Here is a 17,449-nt window from a genome sequence, read left to right as displayed (position 1 = left end):
TGGATGTGTTCGACGGCGAACCGCGCATCAACCCCGACCTGCTGCAATGCGACAACCTGGTGTTGCTGCCGCATCTGGGCAGCGCCACGCGTGAGGCGCGCGATGCGATGGGGTTCCGGGTGCTCGACAACCTCTGCGACTTCTTCGCGGGTCGCCCGCCCCGTGACCGCGTCATCTGACCTATCTCTGTTTCAAAGGACCAAACCCCATGAGCTTTCATTCCATCGACCAAGCACCTGCCCGTCTGAACCGCAGCGAACTGGCCGTTCCGGGCAGCCAGCCCGGCATGTTCGAAAAGGCCGCCAAATCGGATGTGGACGTGATCTTCCTCGATCTGGAAGACGCGGTTGCGCCGGACGAAAAGGAACAGGCCCGCAAGAACATCATTCAGGCGCTGAACGAGATCGACTGGGGCGCCAAGACCATGTCGGTCCGGATCAACGGGCTGGACACCCATTACATGTACCGCGATGTGGTCGATGTGGTCGAACAGGCCGGTGACCGGCTGGACCTGGTCATGATCCCCAAGGTCGGCACCGCAGCCGATGTTTATGCGGTCGACATGCTGGTGACGCAGATTGAAGACGCCAAGGGCTACAAGAAACGGATCGGGTTCGAACACATCATCGAAACCGCCCTTGGCATGCAGAATGTCAGCGAGATCGCAGCCGCGTCGAAACGCAACGAAAGCCTGCATTTCGGCGTCGCCGACTATGCCGCTTCGACCCGCGCGCGGACGACCATTATCGGTGGCGTGAACCCGGATTACTCGGTGCTGACCGACGCCGACGCGGACGGAGGCCGCCTGACCCATTGGGGTGATATGTGGCATTACGCGTTGGCCCGCATGGTGGTGGCCGCGCGCGCCAATGGTCTGCGCCCCATCGACGGGCCGTTTGGTGATTTCCAGGACCCCGACGGCTATAGGGCCGCCGCCAAACGCGCCGCCGTTCTGGGCTGCGAGGGCAAATGGGCCATCCACCCCAGCCAGATCGCCCTGGCGAATGAGGTGATGTCGCCTGGCGACGCCGAAGTCACCAAGGCGCAGCGCATTCTCGAGGCGATGGCCGAGGCCGAAGCCGCAGGCAAGGGCGCGGTGTCGCTGGACGGTCGCCTGATCGACTATGCCTCGATCCGTCAGGCCGAGGTCATGGTGGAAAAAGCCCGCCAGATTGCGGCAGCCTGAGCGTTTGGGAAAAGCGGCCATCAATTTGCGGGACCGGGTGACGGGAACATCGCTTTGCCGGGGCGGCGCGCAGGTTCTGTCGGGTGTTGGAAGTCCAGCACCCGGCAGAGGGTCTCACATGCCCCTCAGACAAGCAGGTGCGCGTATTGGGGAAACAGGCTGGCGGCGATCATCATCAGGCCTAATACCGCCCACAGGGCAACGATGACCCAAAACAGAACCGGGTCCTCGGCGCGGTTGATTTGGAAGACCAGAAAGGCCTGTCCGCTCATGACGGTCGGGACGATCCACCAGACGAACAGCAGCCCCCAGACCCAGTACAGACCCAGCGCCGTGGCGACCAGCAGGATGGGCAGGGCGATATAATTCGCTGTTCTGGCGCGGCTCATGGCGTGGTCTCCAGCGTCGACGCCAGCAGCGAGGCCGCCAGTTTCAATTCCGCCCGCCAATCCTCGGGCGCGTCCAGCGGGGACAGGGCGTCCAAGCTGACAAAGATTGCCGAGATGCCCTGCGTCACCGCGCGAACGGTTGTGTCCGCCGCATCGGGGGCCGCGCGTCTGAGGATATCCTCGACCACATCAAGAAAGTCGGTCAGGCTGTCCATCAGCGCCTGCCGCAGGTCCGGGCGATCTGGAACGGTTGTCACCAGCGCCTGATAAGCCAGCATCAGGCGCGGGTCGGTGTTGCTGTTTTCCGCAAACAGCGCGTCCACAAGGTCAGACGGCGCGGCCCCCGCTGGCAAGGCCCGGCGCAGCCCGTCCAGCGATGCAGCGAACCCGGCAACGACATAAGCGGCCAGGGCAGAGATCATCTCATCCTTGTTGCCCAGATAGTGGCGCAGAAGCGGGCGCTTTACCCCGGCCACACCGGCAATCCGCTCTTGTGTCGCGCCCTCAAGTCCGAACCGCGCCACGCAGGTAAGGTAGGCCTCGAGGATCTCGTGCGATCTTTGATCTTTCATCGAGGGTCTTGCCATGTGCATCCCTTTGATCGTGCCCGCCGAGACATAGCAATTCACCCTAATTTGTCAACGTTGACAGTTTATCTTTCGACACCAACAGGGCCGATTTCCGGTTCGGATACTCTGGGGAACCACCCGGCGCGACCCTGTTGGGTTTGTGAATCCGGCTTTCGCGCATAAGCTACGGGCAGTTCATTTTTCAACTGGCATTGGATTACTGGCATGGCACCCCAACACTGGACCGTCGGATCATATCTGGCAAAAAGACTGCAAGAGGCCGGAATTGCAGACTATTTCGTAGTTCCCGGTGACTATAATCTGGTTCTTCTGGACGAATTGCTGAGCAATCCGGACCTGCGCATGATCTCTTGCTGTAACGAGCTCAATGCGGGCTACGCCGCAGACGGATACGCCCGCGCGACCGGAGGGCCCTCGGCGGCAGTGGTCACTTATTCGGTCGGGGGACTGAGCCTGTTGAACGCCGTCGCGGGCGCATATGCCGAAGACCTGCCGCTGATCGCGATTTCCGGCGGGCCGAACACAAACTCCGAAGCCGAATGGGAATACCTGCATCATACGCTCGGAGAGGTCGACTATGATTACCAGCGCGAAATTTTCGCCCGCGTCACCGCCGAGGCCGTCACCATTCACCACCCCTCGCTGGCACCTGTGGCGATCGACAGGGCGATCGACACGGCAATGCTACGGCGCAAACCGGTGTACATTGAGATCGCCTCGAACATCGCGGGTGCGCCCACATCCGCCCCAGTGCCGCGCAGTTTCGCCCGGCAACCCAACAGCGACCCGAACACGCTGGCAACTGCGGTGGCGCAAGTGTCCGACTTCCTGAACGCGGCAGAGCGGCCCGTTCTGGTCGCGGGCAGCAAGGTGCGGGCCGGTCAGGCAGAACGCCCGTTGCGCAAGCTTGCAACCGCCTGTGACTATGCGCTTGCCTCGATGCCCAATGCCAAGAGCTTTCTGTCGGAAACGGATGAAAGCTTCATGGGCATCTACTGGGGCCCGGTCAGCACACCGGGCTGCGGCGAGATCGTGGATGCCGCAGATGGTTTGCTGTTCGTCGGCCCGGTGTTCACCGATTACACCACGACGGGTCACCAGCTTGGCTTCGATCCCGGCAAGGCGGTCATGGTTCATCCCACCTCTATTCAGTTGGGCGATACGCATTTCAGCAATGTCCGCATGGATGAGTTTCTCGATGCCCTGACTGACAAGCTGACGCCGAACAAGGCGGCCGTCACGGCGTTCGAACGGGTCCGGACCGAACAAAGCCCGCCGGACCCCGGTGCCCCCAACACACCGGTCACCGTGCGCCAGCTTTTTGCCCGAGTGCAGAAGATGCTGAATCAAGACAGCACGCTGCTGGTCGAGACCGGGGATTCATGGTTCAACGGAATGGAAACCACCCTGCCCGAGGGCACCCGGTTCGAAATCCAGATGCAATACGGATCGATCGGCTGGTCCGTCGGCGCATCGCTTGGATATGCGTTGGGCAACCGCGATCGCCGGTTGATCTCATGCATCGGGGACGGGTCGTTTCAACTGACCGCGCAAGAGATTTCGACGGTGATCCGCTATGACGCAAAGCCGATCATTTTCCTGATCAACAATGGCGGCTACACCATCGAGGTCGAAATCCACGATGGCCCCTACAACACCATAAAGAATTGGAACTACGCCGGTCTGATCGACGTGTTCAGCGCCGGTGAGGGCAACGCCTGGGGATGCCGGGTCACCACCGAGGGCGAGTTGGACGCGGCGATCACCAAGGCCATGGGTCATGACGGTCTGTGCCTGATCGAAGTTCAGATCGACAGGGACGATTGCAACGTAAACCTGCTGCGATGGGGCAATCAGGTCGCGCGGAACAACGGCCGGCCCAACCGCTGCAGGTAAGGTGTAAACCCGGAACACACCGGCGCACCCGTTCGACAGGGCAGGAGGAACCGATATGCTGAATGGCGCGATGCTGGTGTGGTTTCTGCTCACCGGTGCCAGTGTGGGCTTTGTCATCTGGGATTCGATCAGCAACGGCGTGACCAGCTGGGTGCAACGGGCCGCCTGGATCCTGGTCACGCTCTACACCGGCCCAGTCGGCCTGTTCTTCTACCTGCTGGCCTGTCGCCGCCCCTTTCCGGGCGGTCATGACCAATACACGCTCGCGATCTGGAAACAGGGGATCAACAGCGAGATGCACTGCGTGGCCGGGGATGCCACCGGCATCATTTTTGCCGCCATCCTTGTTCATTTTCTGGCCCTGTCGAATGGCTGGGACATCACTGTCGAATACGCCTTTGGCTTCGTGTCCGGCCTGTTCATCTTTCAGGCCCTGATGATGAGGCCGATGTTCGGAAGCTACGGGCAGGCTGTTCGCAAGACGTTCTTTGCGGAAACCGTGTCGATGAACATGGTGATGACCGGAATGATCCCTACGATGGTTCTGCTTGCGGCTGCGTGGCCGGGGTCCGAAGACCCGCTTAGCCCGCAATTCTGGTTCCGCATGAGCCTGGCCACCATTGTCGGCGCGGTTGTCGCCTTTCCGATCAACCGGTGGCTGGTGGCAAACCACCTCAAACACGGCTGCATGACGCTTCCGGGCGCTGATGGTCCTGCACCCAAAATGGGGCATGAACCTTTGGAACACGGTGATATGGGCGGGGAAGGCGGGCATCACATGGCGGGCCACCATCACATGAGCATGAACAGCCTGCCCACCGGGACGGCAACGGTCTGGGTTCTGTCAACCTACGCTATCCTGATTGCAGCGCTTTGGCTGACATCAAGATTTATGCCGATCACGTTCTGAATGACCCGGTCAGGGCGGCAACAGGGCAACCCGCTGGACTTCCGGGGCCGCGCCCGTAGATTTACAGCACCGTTCGAAAGGGGTGCCCGCGTATTGGTCAGGACCGCTTCCATCGTTTTGTCGGCTTGGGTCTGGCTGTGTTGCGCGGCCCTGCCCTCTGCCGCAGACGTGCTGCATCATTGGGTTCAGCTTGGGCCTGACGGCAACATTGTTATCCGCGCAACCTCAACATCGCCCGACTGCCCCTTATTGCAGATCGACGGCCGGCCGGTCGCCATGACCCTGCGTGCGCCACCAGACGATCTGTTTCCGGAAATCGTCTGCGAGCATCGCACGCGGAAATCCCCGCAACAGATCACCCTCGACGGCGCAACGCTGCCAACGCTGAGCACAGACGTTCAGCGTATTGCCGTGATCGGAGACACCGGGTGCCGCATCCGGCGCGGCCGGGTGCAGGCCTGCAATGATCCGGCGGCGTGGCCGCTGAAAACGATCGCGGCGGACATCGCAACCAGATCGCCGGATCTGGTCATTCACGTCGGCGACTACCTCTACCGGGCGGCAGAATGCCCGGATGCGGAGAAATGCGGTGGCTCAGCCTTTGGCGACACGTTTCCGACCTGGTCCGTAGACTGGCTGGACCCGGCAGAACGCCTGTTCCAGAGCGCACCGTTTGTGTTTCTGAGAGGCAATCACGAAAGTTGCCAGCGCAGCAACAAGGGCTGGTTCCGCTATTTCGCATCCGGGCCCGTGCCTTCGGTCTGTCCGGCTGTGACCGACCCCTGGATCGCCTCGGTCAACGGTCTTGACCTGATCTCCTTCGACTCCGCGGCCGGCCCCGCCGCAGAAAGCAACCCAGCCTTGTTGAACGTCTACGCGCAGATGGCGAGGGATATGTTTGCAAAGACCAGCGGCGAAACCTGGCTACTGACCCATCGGCCCCTTTGGGTCAAAATGCGGGCCTTCGGGGAGCTGATCGACGGCGACGACACCCAGCGCGCAGCGTTTGCTCAGGCCATCCCGGACCGGGTGAACCTGATCCTGTCGGGCCATATTCACGCTTTTCAGGCCATCGACTTGCGGGACGGGCCGGTGCAGGGCATCAGCGGCAACGGCGGCACCCAGCTTGATCCGATGCCGACGGGCGTTACCACCGATGTTGAAATTGCCGGACGCCTGGCAAGCGTCGTGGCCAACAATGGCGATTTCGGCTTTCTGATGTTGACCCGGCAAGCCAATGGCGGCTGGTCGATGGAGGCAATTGACGCAACCGGAAATGTGCGAAACCGCTGCCGCCTGACAGGCCGCACGCTGTCCTGCTAATGACCCGGGACCACAACGGCGGGCTGCGAAAAGGGTCTGGACTATGCTCTTGTCAGGCTTTGGGACTGACCATAGGTACTGTCCCGCAGCATGGCGTTTAACACCGAAAGCAGAAGCGATTGCATCACTTCGGCCACAACGGCGGACAGCAGCGACACGCATGTCCCCTGCGGCAACCAACGCTTCGTAGATCGCCTTTTGGATCGGATCGTAGAACACACTCATTGCTAGGCCTCCCGGATCTCATATGTGCCGATTGGGTCAGGGCAGGCTGAAATCGCGATACCCTGCCCTAGCATGGCGTCTTCCAATCCGTAACTCAGGCAGTTTCTCGTCACGGCCGCGAACTTTCGGCTCTCAAAATCAATGAATCTGGAGCCTGGATAAACGTCAGCCGTTGGGAAAATTGAAACAGATCTGACCAGTTTACTTCAAAATTAGTTTATTGTTTCAATTGGTAAGACAATTGGGCGGCGCGAGTTCAGTGCCGGTTGGGGCTGGCTGCAACCAGAACCTATCGGCAGATTCCCGCCAGCGATTCCCGAAAAGGTAGCAACTGTGCAACCTATGGTTCACTCTTAATGTACAACCATAAATCGAATTTTGAGCGCATTAGTACAGACTGTTTCCTTCGGGCCCGCATAATTGAGAGGCCTTGGAATGACCACACCTTTGACGCCCGGAGTCTATGTCCGTGAAGCGCCAGGCGGCGCGCGGGCAATCGAGGCGGCCCCAACAGCCGTCACCATATTTGTCGGAGAAACCGAACGCGGGCCCGTTGGGCCAACACCGATCACAAGCGCGATCCAGTATCAGCGCATGTTTGGCGGATATTCGCGTCTGGACGCAACAACCACAACCGCGCGGCTGTTCATGCCCTTCGCGGTTCAGGGCTTTTTCGACAATGGCGGGCCGCGGGCCTACGTGCTCAGGCTGGTCAGCGGCACCAACGCAACCTCGACCCTTGCAGTCACGGATGGCACCGACAGTGCGGCCATCGACGCCAATGCGCCGGGGGTTTGGGGCAACAACGTGCGTATCGCCATCGCGGATTCAACGGATGGAGATGCGGCCCGGTTCAACCTGCATGTCTACTACGAGGCACCGGGCGAAGCGAACCCTACCGAAGTGGAAACGTTCGAGGGCCTGTCCGCCGATCCGCTGGACGAGAAATACCTTGTCGATCAGCTGGCGCGTTCCTCTTACATACGCTGGAACGGAACGGATATCTTCAGGCCGGGTAACGAGGGCGATCCAACCGCAACCCCGCCGGGAACACCCCTGGCATCGGGAACCGGCGGTGATGCGGCTGTTGCAGCCACAGCATATGCGGCAGCCCTCGCGGCCCTCGATGGATTGGATGATGCAGCGCTGATTGTCAGCGGGTCCGACCTGATGCTGAACGCAGCAAACGCGGCAGAGCATAATGGCATCCTCAATGCGCTTTTGGCCTATGTCGAGACGCGCCCGCAACGGGATCTGTTCCTTGTGGCGGATGCTCCACGCTCTACTGCCGAAACGGATCCGGTTGGCGCTGCGGTCAGCGAAGCCCGCAACAACATCAACGCGTCCGACCATCTTGGGCTTTACTGGCCGCGTATCGTGGTGGGTGATCCGGTTGGGCTGGGCCGCAATCCGCAGCTTGCAATTCCTGCCGCCGGCCACGTCGCCGGGCTTTATGGCCGGACCGATGGCCGCCGGGGGGTGTGGAAGGCTGCCGCGGGTGTCGAAGCCACAGTTGCCGGTGCCACCGGAATTGACTTCAACATCATTGACCGCGATCAGGACAGGATGAACCCCCACGGGCTGAATGCCCTGCGAACGGTGCCGGGCGCGGGCCGGGTCGTCTGGGGCGCGCGCACGCGCCGGCCCACAACCGAATGGCGATACATCAACGTCCGTCGAACCGCGATGTTCCTGCGCCGCTCGATCTACAACGGCATTCAATGGGCGGTTTTCGAAGGCAATGACGAAACGCTCTGGGCTGCATTGCGGGAATCCATCGGTGCATTCATGGACGCCCAGTTCCGCAATGGCGCCTTTGCCGGAGAAACCGCGCGCGAGGCGTATTTTGTCAAATGCGACAGTGACACCACAACGCCTGACGATCAGGCCGCCGGGATCGTGAATGTGCAGGTTGGCTTTGCCCCGCTGCGCCCGGCCGAGTTCGTGATTGTCACGTTGTCCCAGAAAACCGCAACATCCTAAAGGAGCGCTCCAATGCCCATGTTTAACGTGAATGCGCACCGGATCGATCCTTACAAGAATTTCCGGTTTCAGGTGGTCTGGGATGGCCAGGTTGTCGCTGCCTTGTCCAAGATGTCGGCTGTCAAACGGATGACCGAAGCTATTGAATGGCGCGCCGCCGGCGACAGCGGAATTGTGCGAAAAATGCCCGGTCGCACCAAGATAGAGCCCGTTACGCTGGAACGCGGCCTGACCCATGACAGGCAGTTTCTGGACTGGGCCAATCAGGTGCATAACCCCGACGGGGCCGCGGCGAATTCCCTGCTGCAATACCGCAAAACCGTGCGAATCGTCGTGCATAACATGCAGGCGACGCCGGTGATGGCGATTAACCTGCGCCGGGCCTGGGTCAGCGAATTTCAGGCTTTGCCAGAATTCGACGCAAATGCCAACGCGGTCGCCATCGAAACGCTTAAACTAGAGTGCGAGGCATTTGAAGTCGATAATTCCGTGACTGAACCGGCGGAAACCTGAACCGGGTTCTACGCCTTTCGGGTGGGACTACGAGATGAACCAGATCACCGGTCGACAGGAAATGCGCTTTCTTGCGCAGGCAGATGGCGACGCTGCAAAGCTGGCGGAGCTGGCCATCGGGCTTGGCGTGCTGGACGCCGGGGCTGATCCGACGATAGCGGAATGGGAAAGCTGCCTGCTTGACGTGCATCGTGCGGTCTCGGGCTTGCGCGTGCATGCCGAACTGACCTGCCCGGGCTGTGGCGAGGGGGTGGCTTTGATTTTCGGGGTAGATGATCTGCCACGGGACACCGATCAGAAGCCGCCTGAATTCGAGGGCAAAACCACCCGTCCGTTGCGGCTGTCACATCTGAAAGCGGCGGAAGCCCTGACGGATGCGCCCGGGCGCCTGCGCCTTCTGCTCGCCGAGGCAACAGGCCGGACCGAGAAATGGGCGGCAGACATTCTGGCGTCGGACAAGGCGTCCGAGGCGGTCTCGACACTGGAAAAGGCGCTGACCGGGCTGGATGTACAACTGGCGACATCCTGCACCGAATGCGGCGCGGAAATTGTGCAGCCTTTTGATATTCAGAGGTTTGTTTCCGAGGCGCGCATGGCAGACGCGCGCAAGCTGCTGGACGAGGTCCATATGATCGCCCGGGCTTACCATTGGTCGGAAGCGGATATTCTGGACCTGCCCCGCCAACGCCGACTGTCTTATCTGGACCGGATTGAGCGCGACATTTTGCAGATTGAGGTTCAAGATGTCCGGCGTTGATCCGACAATGGCCGAGCTGGGCCCGCGTCTTGCGCGCATCTTGTCTCCGGTTATTCCCGGACAGCGCGAGGCCCTTCCGCAAACAGTGCGACCAGCGAGCCAGAGATTATCTTCTGAAAAAGAAGAAATGGCCGTATCGGCTGAAGCATCAGCGCCAGCCGATAGTTCGGCAGTTTCCGAAGCGCCCGCCTTGGACAAGTCAGTTCAGCCTGCCATCGAAAGACATGTCCTTACCCCTCCGCCGCCTGCACCACCCGCCGTCGACGACAAAGTTCAGTCGCGACCTCCACAAGTTTCTTCAGAAGAACTACACCCCCGTTCCGCCGCGCCCGATCCCCTGCCTTCCGGGGACGAAGCTGCGCCGGTCCAGCCGCCATCACTCACGCGTTCAAAAGAAGAGCAACGCCAGAACCAGCCTATCGACCGGATGGTGCGTTTTGCCACGCCCGACCGGGTCGAGCGGATTGTGATGCCTGATCCGGCTGAGATGCCTGACCGAAAACCGGTGTCAACACATGCTGACGCGGCAGAGCGACCGGCTTCTGTGCAAGCCACTGAAGTACCCCGCTCTCGGGTGGATGGTCGCGCCGGGCCCGCGCCACACCCGCAGCAACACGGCTCCACCGACCCCGAGAAACGCCGACCCACCGCAGAAGGCAAAACTCCTGCAGAGCCCTCCGATGCGATCCGCCCCGTGGCGCAGGATTTGGGCGATGATCAGTTGCCCACGCCAATTTCAGCACCCGAGCCCGCGCTCGCCAACGAAAGCCAACCCTCCGCTCCTGTACCGGACCCGGCCCCACCCGTCCCGGTTGTTGAAGCCAAACCGGTTGCCACGGCACCCGTTGCGGCCCCGGCCAGCCCCCGGCCCGGACCCGAGGCCGAAACCGCACCGCGACCGACGCAACAACCGACACCGCCTGCGGTGCGAATTGAAGTCGGGTCCGTGAATATCTCGATTCAGTCTCCGAAATCGGCCCCTGCCCCTGCCCGGCTTAAAACTGCCCGGCGGGCACCGATGGCCCACGCCATCCCCCTGCCGGGCTTTGGAGAGGGTTAGGTGATGGCGGTTTTTGCCAATCTTCACGATGTCGGTCAGGCCTTGGCCGGATACCTGCGGCGCAACCTGTCCCCGGCCCTGACGGATGTCATCGCAGCGCCGCCTCTGGAAACAGCGACAAGTTCGGCCGAGGCGATGCGGGTGTCGTTGATGTGGGTGACGCCTCAGCCAACACATCGCAACGATCCCTGGATAGTGGGCACCGACGGGACGGAAGAGCCTCCTCCGGTTTCACTCAGCGGGTTTTATCTGGTCACGGCTTATGGCGCGACCGACGCGGGCGAACCGGCTCAGGCCATCAACCGTCTGGGTCAGGCGATCCAGATTTTTGAAACCGGCCCGGTGCTGCAATTGCCATTGGCGGACGATCCGGCAACGCCGGAAAATGATCCGTCCGGCGGTGAGGGCGACCTTACGGTTGTCTTCGTGCCCACGGCGGCGGATTTGATGGAGAAAATCTACACGCCTCTGCAAATGCGCCATCGCCCCTGGGCATTGTTCGAGGTCGGGCCGATCCAGCTTGTACGCCTGAGCGCACCGCGACCGGCACCCGATGTGGTGCAACCGGGCGGGGTGCGTCTGGGTGATGTGCGCCCGATCGCACCCGCCCGCATTCTGCGCGCCATACCGCGCCGCGTCCGGGCAGGAGGCCGCATCATGCTGGAAACCGCCGAGGCCGGGAATGCGCAAAGCCTGCGCATCGGGGCTGCCGAGTTTACCTTCGCCAACACCCCCGCCGGGCCAACGGAGATTGCACGCCCAGACGCTGTCGGACGGGTTTGGGCCACCTACCCGGCTGCAGATCCTGCTAGTGACTTTGATGCCGTCATCCGGGGCGATCAGACCGGGTCGGACCCGGAGCCTGTCACGGTAGAGCCCGCGACAACCCCGGGGTTGGACGCGCCTTTGGTGCCGCATGTTTTGGGCGGCAACCTGACCCTGAGCGGCGGCAATCTGGGCGATACATCACGTGTTTTCCTGTGGCCCGACGCGGGAATTCGCGCCCCGGATGAAGTCATTGATCTGCCGCCCGACAGTCTGGCCGCCGGGTCGATCACGCTGAATGCCGCCTCGCTGACCGGGGCGGGACTGCGCGCGGTGCCCCATCGCGTCAGCCTGCGCATGGCCACGGGACTCTTTACGCCGTTCATCCTGCTGGAGGTCACAACATGACCTTGTTCGAGCAACAGACAGACTGGATGCGCCGCGCCGTCATCTACGCTGCGGAATGCCTTGTGCGTCTGCCCGACAACGCGCCTGTCGATCCGCGCATACCGTTCTCGGACCATGTTTTCGGGTGGGACCTGCTGGCCAAAGCCGCGCCCAGGGCTGAATTGCAAGACTGGTTGCTGGCCGCCCTTGCCGCGTCCGAGCGGCACCCGGATGCCGCTGCGGGGTTTTCCATTCTCGCCGAAGATGCGCGGCTTATGCTGCCGACTCCGGCCAGTTTTGCCCGTATCGCCTGTGCCGGGCTGGGCGCGGATTACGACACAGCCCTGACGCTTGCTTTGTCCGGCAGCCCGCTGCACGCCACAGGGATGATCGCCCGGGTCGAGCCTGCCGGCAGTGCCCTGCCCCTTGCGCAGCACGGGTTGCGCCTGACACCGGAACATTCAGGAATTCTGTTCGGGGTCAAGGCGGCACAACATGCGCAAGACGTCGAAACCAAGCCTGAAATCGTCCTGTTTCCCCGCGCGGCCCGCACCGCGTCGGACCTGTTGCAGGCGCAAAGCGCTGTCTGGATCAGGGCGCGCGCACGCCGGATCGCGCGGCAATTCGCCCTTGATCTGGCAGGTGTTCAAGGCCGCAATGTGCAGTTTTTCCGGTGGGGCGAGAACCAAACTGCACCGGTCAGCGCGTATGGCGCGCTGACGGTCATCGATCTTTTTGATACGGTTCAGGTTCCCAGCCTGCCGCCCGACGGATTTGCGGTGATCGCGCCGTTCCGTTTCGAACATCCCGGCTTTGCAGCCGTCGATGCCCCCGAACCCGGGCCACGCGATCTGCAAGCGCTCTGGTCAACCGTCCCGCTACCCGAGCAGGACCGGGCGCACCTGGCCCGCCGGTTTCACCTGACATTGCCGGAAATCCGCGCAGCACAAAAAGAGGCCGAGGTGATCATGTCGATCCGCCATCCGGCAAATGGCGTTCCAACCCCGCCGCCCGACGCGGATGCGCTGGCCGAGGCCGTTCTGAATGACGGCGCGCGCCGTATGGGGCCATCGGTGACCCGCATTCAAAGCGATGTGACACTGGATGACCTTGTCGTGCGCCCCGAAAACCGGCGCCAGTTGGATGATGCGGTCAACTGGCATCGGCATGGCGCACGTGTCTGGGCGGATATGGGCCTTACACGGGATTCCGCCGATGCGCGGGGGTTGTCGCTGCTGTTTTCCGGCCCGCCGGGCGGGGGTAAAACCTTTGCCGCGCGGTGTCTGGCCAACGCGCTAAAGCTTAACCTCTATCGCATCGATCTGAGCCAGGTGGTGTCAAAATACATTGGTGAGACGGAAAAGGCTCTGGCCCGTGTCTTCGATGAGGCCGAAGCCGGGCACGGCGTGCTGTTTTTCGACGAGGCTGACGCGATTTTCGGCAAACGCTCGGAAGTTAAAGACGCCCATGACCGTTACGCCAATATCGAGGTCGGGTTCCTGTTGCAGCGGATGGAAAGCTTTGACGGGGTCATGATCCTGGCGACCAACCTGCGATCCAACCTCGATCCAGCCTTCCTGCGCCGCATTCGCTTTGTCGTGGAGTTCCCGATGCCGTCGCGGTCCGAGCGGCAGATCCTCTGGGACCGCAACCTGCCTTCAGCCGCCTGGCGGGACGAGGCACTGGATATCGAAGAACTGGCCCAGCGGTTCCGTCTGTCCGGCGGCAACATACGGAACGCGGCTGTTGCGGCAGCGCATCTGGCAGCCGCCGACAATGCGCGGCTCGGGCCCGATCATCTGGCCCGCGCTCTGATCCGCGAACTGGAAAAATCCGGTCTGCCACGCGGCCGGAAAGACCTTGGCCCATTCGCCGAATTTGTGGAGGGAATGCAATGACCCGCCCGCTGATGCTCGATATCGGTTCTGTCCGCATTGACGCCGAAGGCCGGCCCGAAGATGCCGCGCGGATCGAGGAAACCCTGCGCGCCGCCCTGAACGTGCTGGGCGACAAGCTGGCCGCGTCGCCATATGCGCGCGACCCGCGTGCACTGGGTTTCGCCATCGAACAGATGATAATCGGCGATCTTAGTCCCGATGACTGGCTTGGCGAACGCGGTGCCCATCGCGTGGCCGAGGCGATGTTTGCTCAGATCGACGCCGCAGGGAGGACGGACTGATGGCTGATGACACGATTTCCTTCCAGCAGGGCGCTTTGGCAGTGTTCGATCAGGACACGGGCAGCGAGGCCAACCAGATCTCGCGCTTTATCCCGTTCCGTTTCAACCCCGAGGACCTCAGCCGCCAGCTTTCGATTGAACAGGCCGAGGGGCAAGGCGCGCAGGCAGGCGGCGGCGGTTCCGATGGCAACTCTGCCGATCAGGGGGCGGATGCGGACAGCGGCAGCCTGAAAGAAGCGTTTTCGATCACGCTGCGCTTTGACCTCGCCTTTCGCGAGGAACGGTCGAAAAACATGCCGGTCGAGTACGGCATTCTGCCCGAGATATCTGCGCTGGAAGACCTGATGCACCCCACCGAAAGCGAGACGGACCAGCCCTCGGACGGGAGCGAACCAACCCGCGCGCGCGGGCGGCGGCCCATGGTGCTGTTTGTCTGGGGCGAACGCCGCGTTGTGCCGGTCAAGATCACGGGCATGGCGATCAATGAACAGTTCTTCAACGGCCAGCTTTATCCGACACGGGCCGAAGTCGAAGTCTCGTTTGAAACGCTGGGCGAGGGCGATGCGCGCGACAATACCCGCGTGGCCTCATCCCTGAAATTCACCGCCGACAACCGCCGCAAGATGGCGCGCGTCTATCTTGATACCACCGCCTCGCAAGGGGCCAATATCAGCCTGCCGGGTTAGGGGCCGCAAATGTCCATTGATCGCAAAAGCCGATACGAAAAATCCCCCCGCGTCGCATGGAAGCGCGCAGACGGCTCGGATGTGGAGCTTGTCGGGCTCACCCATCGCCACGACAGGCCATCGGTTTTTTCCACCACGGTTACCGACAGCGACCGGCTGGATACGCTGGCCGCCCGCTACTATCGCGACCCCCTCAAGCATTGGAAGATCGCTGACGCATCGGACCAGATTGATCCGTTCGACGCGCTGGAGCCGGGCCGCAAGATCAACATCCCGCCGGACAAGTAGAGAGAACACATGGCCACTGGACGCATAGCTCTGTACCGCGACGGCACCGCCATTGGCGGCAATATGCTGTCCCGTCTCACGGAACTGGAACTTCGTCAGGGCGACGATGCGGTTGGCATGCTACGGTTGCGATTTGCACTGGCTCAGGGGGCTGATGGCACCTATCCGCTGCTGGATGCAGACGGGATGGAACCGGGCACCGAGCTGTCCTTGTCGCTGGCAGCCCCGGGGGGCAGCGATGCCCGCGTGTTTACGGGATATCTGGCCTATATACGCCCGCATTTCGAGCCGATTGAGGCCAATTCCTATGTGGATATCGTGGCGCACGATCCCGCGATCCTGATGGACGCCGAAGAGCGCGCAGCAAGTTATCCCGACGCCACAGATGCTGATGTGGCCAGGGAAATCGCCGCCCGCTACGGCATCGAGATCGAAGCAGCGGATACAGACGCACAGTCAGCCGAAGACGATCAGCTTCTTGTCCAGCGCAGTACGGATTGGCGCTTTTTGATGACATTGGCCGAGCGCAACGGCCATTCGGTCTTCTTCAAGGCCGATCCCTCGGACGGCACTCCGATCTGTGTTTTCAGCCCGCCCGATCTGGACGCCCCGCCGCAGGCCGATCTGACGATCCTGCGCGAAGGGGCCAACCTTACATGGATCGACTTCCAGATTTCTCACAATCACCCGGCCAAACGCATAGGGGCAGCCATCGATACGCTCAACAAACGGCTCGTCAGGGTCGATTCCGAGGCTGACGTGGCCGTTCTGGGCGAAGACCTCTTTACCCGGTCCAGCGCGGGCGGGCTGGGGCGCGTCGCCTCAGTCTCGGCGCAGCGCTTTCTGCGGGGCGCAGCCCCGCGCGACACGGCGCTCAACGCACATGGGCGCGGGCAGATGTCACGTGACAGCCACGCAATCGAAGCACGCGGTGCGCTTGACCCCGGCCTGTACCGGAAGCTGCTGAAACCGCACCAGCCGGTGCTGATCAAAGGCGTGGGGGACCGCCTGTCAGGTATCTACTACGTCCAGTCGGTACGCACGCTGATGGTCGCAGGCGAACTCACGCAGTCCTTTGTTGCCATCACCAATGCGCTGGGGCGCTCCGGTTCCGAGGCCTTCGGGCAATCCGCTGAAGAGGAGCCTGCGGCATGACGCTCGATGAACTCGCACGCGCCTTCCACGCCCTTGTCGAAAGCCGGTTTTATGGGAAGTACCCCGGCGTCGTCACCGATGTGGAAGACCCCAGCGGCGTTGGCCGTATTCGCGCACAGGTGCCCGAAGTTCTGGGCGAAGACACGATTTCCGGCTGGGCCACGCCTTCGGCCCCGGTTGGCGGCGGGCACAATCGCGGATTTTTCGCGCTGCCGGATGTGGGCGACACAGTGTGGATCGAGTTCGAGGCAGGTGACATCACCCGCCCGATCTGGTCAGGCACTTTCTGGGGTGCACCGTCATCCACGGGCGGACAGGACGATCTTGGCAGTTCCACGGGGTCGGAAGCTCCCGAAGGGGCCGACACCGCGGCCGGACCCGGCCAGAACGTCTGGCGCACCTCGTCGGGCCATGTGATCTCGATGGATGATGAGGGCGGCATTGTCGTGGTGGCCGAGGCCGCAGGCGCTGAAATCCGCATCACATCCTCGGGCGAAGTCACCATCAAGGCGGACAAAATCAAACTGGGCGACAGCGCGGGCCAGAAACTCGTGCTGGGCGACAAGTTTATGCAGCTTTTCAATTCGCACACCCATCCCACCGGGGTCGGGCCCTCGAGCCCTCCGGCGCAACCCATGACCGCGAGCCATCTGAGCCGCGTGTCCAAGACAGAGTGACCGAAGATGCCGCTTGATCCCAATGCACTTGCTGACGCGCTGGCCGCAAACTGGTTGCCGGGGGATGACGGCCCCTATCCGGACAGCGTATCCCAAAGCGCCGACGCCTTTTCGCAGGTTGTCGCGAACTGGTTTCAATCCGCGTCGGTTCTGGGCGTTCCCAATGTAACGGCACAAGTGGCCAGACCGATCCTGATGAACATCGCAACCCCGGCATTGTCGGCACAAAGCCCCGCGGCCTCGGGTGCGCTTTTGGCCAATGGGGTCGCGCTTTACATGACCGGACAGGTCTTTGGCCCGATGGTGTCCTCTAGCCCGGTTGCAACGCCTCTGGGCCAGTCTGTTTTTACAACTGTTTTCAGTGTGTTGGAGCTTGATCGCGACACTCGGGCGCAAATGATGGGGCTGGCGATATTCATAATGGCCATCTCGACCATGGCTGTGGGGCCAGCACTGGCAGGGCCGATCTTATGAGGAAAG

18 protein-coding genes and 1 pseudogene are annotated in these 17,449 nt (G+C 61.9%); 17 read left to right on the top strand and 2 right to left on the bottom strand.

The features are described 5' to 3' along the window. Both ACR0K1_RS22930 and ACR0K1_RS22925 read left to right on the top strand, forming a co-directional pair. Positions 1-179: pseudogene (locus tag ACR0K1_RS22930) on the top strand (D-glycerate dehydrogenase); the annotation flags it as partial. Between the two features lie 29 nt (positions 180-208). Then, complete coding sequence (locus ACR0K1_RS22925) at positions 209-1,186, top strand: HpcH/HpaI aldolase/citrate lyase family protein (RefSeq protein ID WP_480617261.1); 978 nt, start codon at positions 209-211, stop codon at positions 1,184-1,186. 125 nt (positions 1,187-1,311) lie between these two features. Here the strand turns inward: ACR0K1_RS22925 and ACR0K1_RS22920 are convergent, their stop codons facing one another. Together ACR0K1_RS22920 and ACR0K1_RS22915 are read right to left on the bottom strand one after the other, a co-directional pair. Then, the gene (locus ACR0K1_RS22920; protein WP_480851972.1) at positions 1,312-1,575 is read right to left on the bottom strand and encodes a hypothetical protein; all 264 of its coding nucleotides are present in this window, start codon (positions 1,573-1,575) and stop codon (positions 1,312-1,314) included. Beyond that, positions 1,572-2,147, bottom strand: a complete 576-nt coding sequence (locus tag ACR0K1_RS22915) for a TetR/AcrR family transcriptional regulator (protein ID WP_480851971.1) — start codon at positions 2,145-2,147, stop codon at positions 1,572-1,574. The genes ACR0K1_RS22920 and ACR0K1_RS22915 overlap by 4 nt, the downstream gene beginning before the upstream one ends. Positions 2,148-2,369: 222 nt before the next feature. On the opposite strand from ACR0K1_RS22915, the gene ACR0K1_RS22910 reads away from it, so the two are divergent. The 15 genes from ACR0K1_RS22910 (at position 2,370) to ACR0K1_RS22840 (ending at position 17,443) form a co-directional block, all read left to right on the top strand. Beyond that, the gene (locus ACR0K1_RS22910) at positions 2,370-4,061 is read left to right on the top strand and encodes a thiamine pyrophosphate-binding protein (RefSeq protein WP_480617264.1); all 1,692 of its coding nucleotides are present in this window, start codon (positions 2,370-2,372) and stop codon (positions 4,059-4,061) included. A gap of 55 nt (positions 4,062-4,116) precedes the next feature. After that, positions 4,117-4,971, top strand: coding sequence for a DUF4396 domain-containing protein (locus tag ACR0K1_RS22905; protein ID WP_480851970.1), 855 nt, complete (start codon positions 4,117-4,119; stop codon positions 4,969-4,971). Continuing rightward, the gene (locus ACR0K1_RS22900; protein ID WP_480617266.1) at positions 4,972-6,294 is read left to right on the top strand and encodes a metallophosphoesterase family protein; all 1,323 of its coding nucleotides are present in this window, start codon (positions 4,972-4,974) and stop codon (positions 6,292-6,294) included. It begins immediately after the preceding gene. A 660-nt stretch (positions 6,295-6,954) separates the two neighbouring features. Further along, positions 6,955-8,502, top strand: a complete 1,548-nt coding sequence (locus ACR0K1_RS22895) for a phage tail sheath family protein (RefSeq protein ID WP_480851969.1) — start codon at positions 6,955-6,957, stop codon at positions 8,500-8,502. A 12-nt stretch (positions 8,503-8,514) separates the two neighbouring features. After that, on the top strand, positions 8,515-9,015 hold the full coding sequence (locus tag ACR0K1_RS22890) for a phage tail protein (protein ID WP_480851968.1): 501 nt from the start codon (positions 8,515-8,517) through the stop codon (positions 9,013-9,015). 34 nt (positions 9,016-9,049) lie between these two features. Next, on the top strand, positions 9,050-9,772 hold the full coding sequence (locus ACR0K1_RS22885) for a hypothetical protein (protein WP_480851967.1): 723 nt from the start codon (positions 9,050-9,052) through the stop codon (positions 9,770-9,772). 427 nt (positions 9,773-10,199) lie between these two features. After that, positions 10,200-10,832 (top strand): hypothetical protein, encoded by a 633-nt coding sequence (locus tag ACR0K1_RS22880; RefSeq protein WP_480851966.1) that lies wholly within the window; start codon positions 10,200-10,202, stop codon positions 10,830-10,832. Between the two features lie 3 nt (positions 10,833-10,835). Further along, on the top strand, positions 10,836-12,005 hold the full coding sequence (locus ACR0K1_RS22875; RefSeq protein WP_480851965.1) for a Pvc16 family protein: 1,170 nt from the start codon (positions 10,836-10,838) through the stop codon (positions 12,003-12,005). Then, complete coding sequence (locus ACR0K1_RS22870) at positions 12,002-13,882, top strand: ATP-binding protein (protein ID WP_480851964.1); 1,881 nt, start codon at positions 12,002-12,004, stop codon at positions 13,880-13,882. The genes ACR0K1_RS22875 and ACR0K1_RS22870 overlap by 4 nt, the downstream gene beginning before the upstream one ends. Next, positions 13,879-14,163, top strand: a complete 285-nt coding sequence (locus ACR0K1_RS22865; protein WP_480617275.1) for a hypothetical protein — start codon at positions 13,879-13,881, stop codon at positions 14,161-14,163. Before ACR0K1_RS22870 ends, ACR0K1_RS22865 begins: the two co-directional genes overlap by 4 nt. Then, complete coding sequence (locus ACR0K1_RS22860) at positions 14,163-14,849, top strand: hypothetical protein (RefSeq protein ID WP_480617277.1); 687 nt, start codon at positions 14,163-14,165, stop codon at positions 14,847-14,849. The genes ACR0K1_RS22865 and ACR0K1_RS22860 overlap by 1 nt, the downstream gene beginning before the upstream one ends. 9 nt (positions 14,850-14,858) lie before the next feature. After that, entirely contained in the window at positions 14,859-15,137 is a 279-nt protein-coding gene (locus ACR0K1_RS22855; protein ID WP_480617278.1) for a hypothetical protein, read from the top strand. 9 nt (positions 15,138-15,146) lie between these two features. Next, positions 15,147-16,292, top strand: coding sequence for a phage late control D family protein (locus tag ACR0K1_RS22850; protein WP_480851963.1), 1,146 nt, complete (start codon positions 15,147-15,149; stop codon positions 16,290-16,292). Beyond that, positions 16,289-16,969 (top strand): phage baseplate assembly protein V, encoded by a 681-nt coding sequence (locus ACR0K1_RS22845; protein WP_480851962.1) that lies wholly within the window; start codon positions 16,289-16,291, stop codon positions 16,967-16,969. The genes ACR0K1_RS22850 and ACR0K1_RS22845 overlap by 4 nt, the downstream gene beginning before the upstream one ends. 6 nt (positions 16,970-16,975) lie before the next feature. After that, complete coding sequence (locus ACR0K1_RS22840) at positions 16,976-17,443, top strand: hypothetical protein (RefSeq protein WP_480851961.1); 468 nt, start codon at positions 16,976-16,978, stop codon at positions 17,441-17,443. Positions 17,444-17,449 lie beyond the last annotated feature (6 nt).

This window comes from Ruegeria sp. F5 (genome assembly GCF_056533845.1).
Note: the sequence above shows the minus strand (reverse complement) of the source record. Positions and strands in the feature narration are given on the sequence as shown.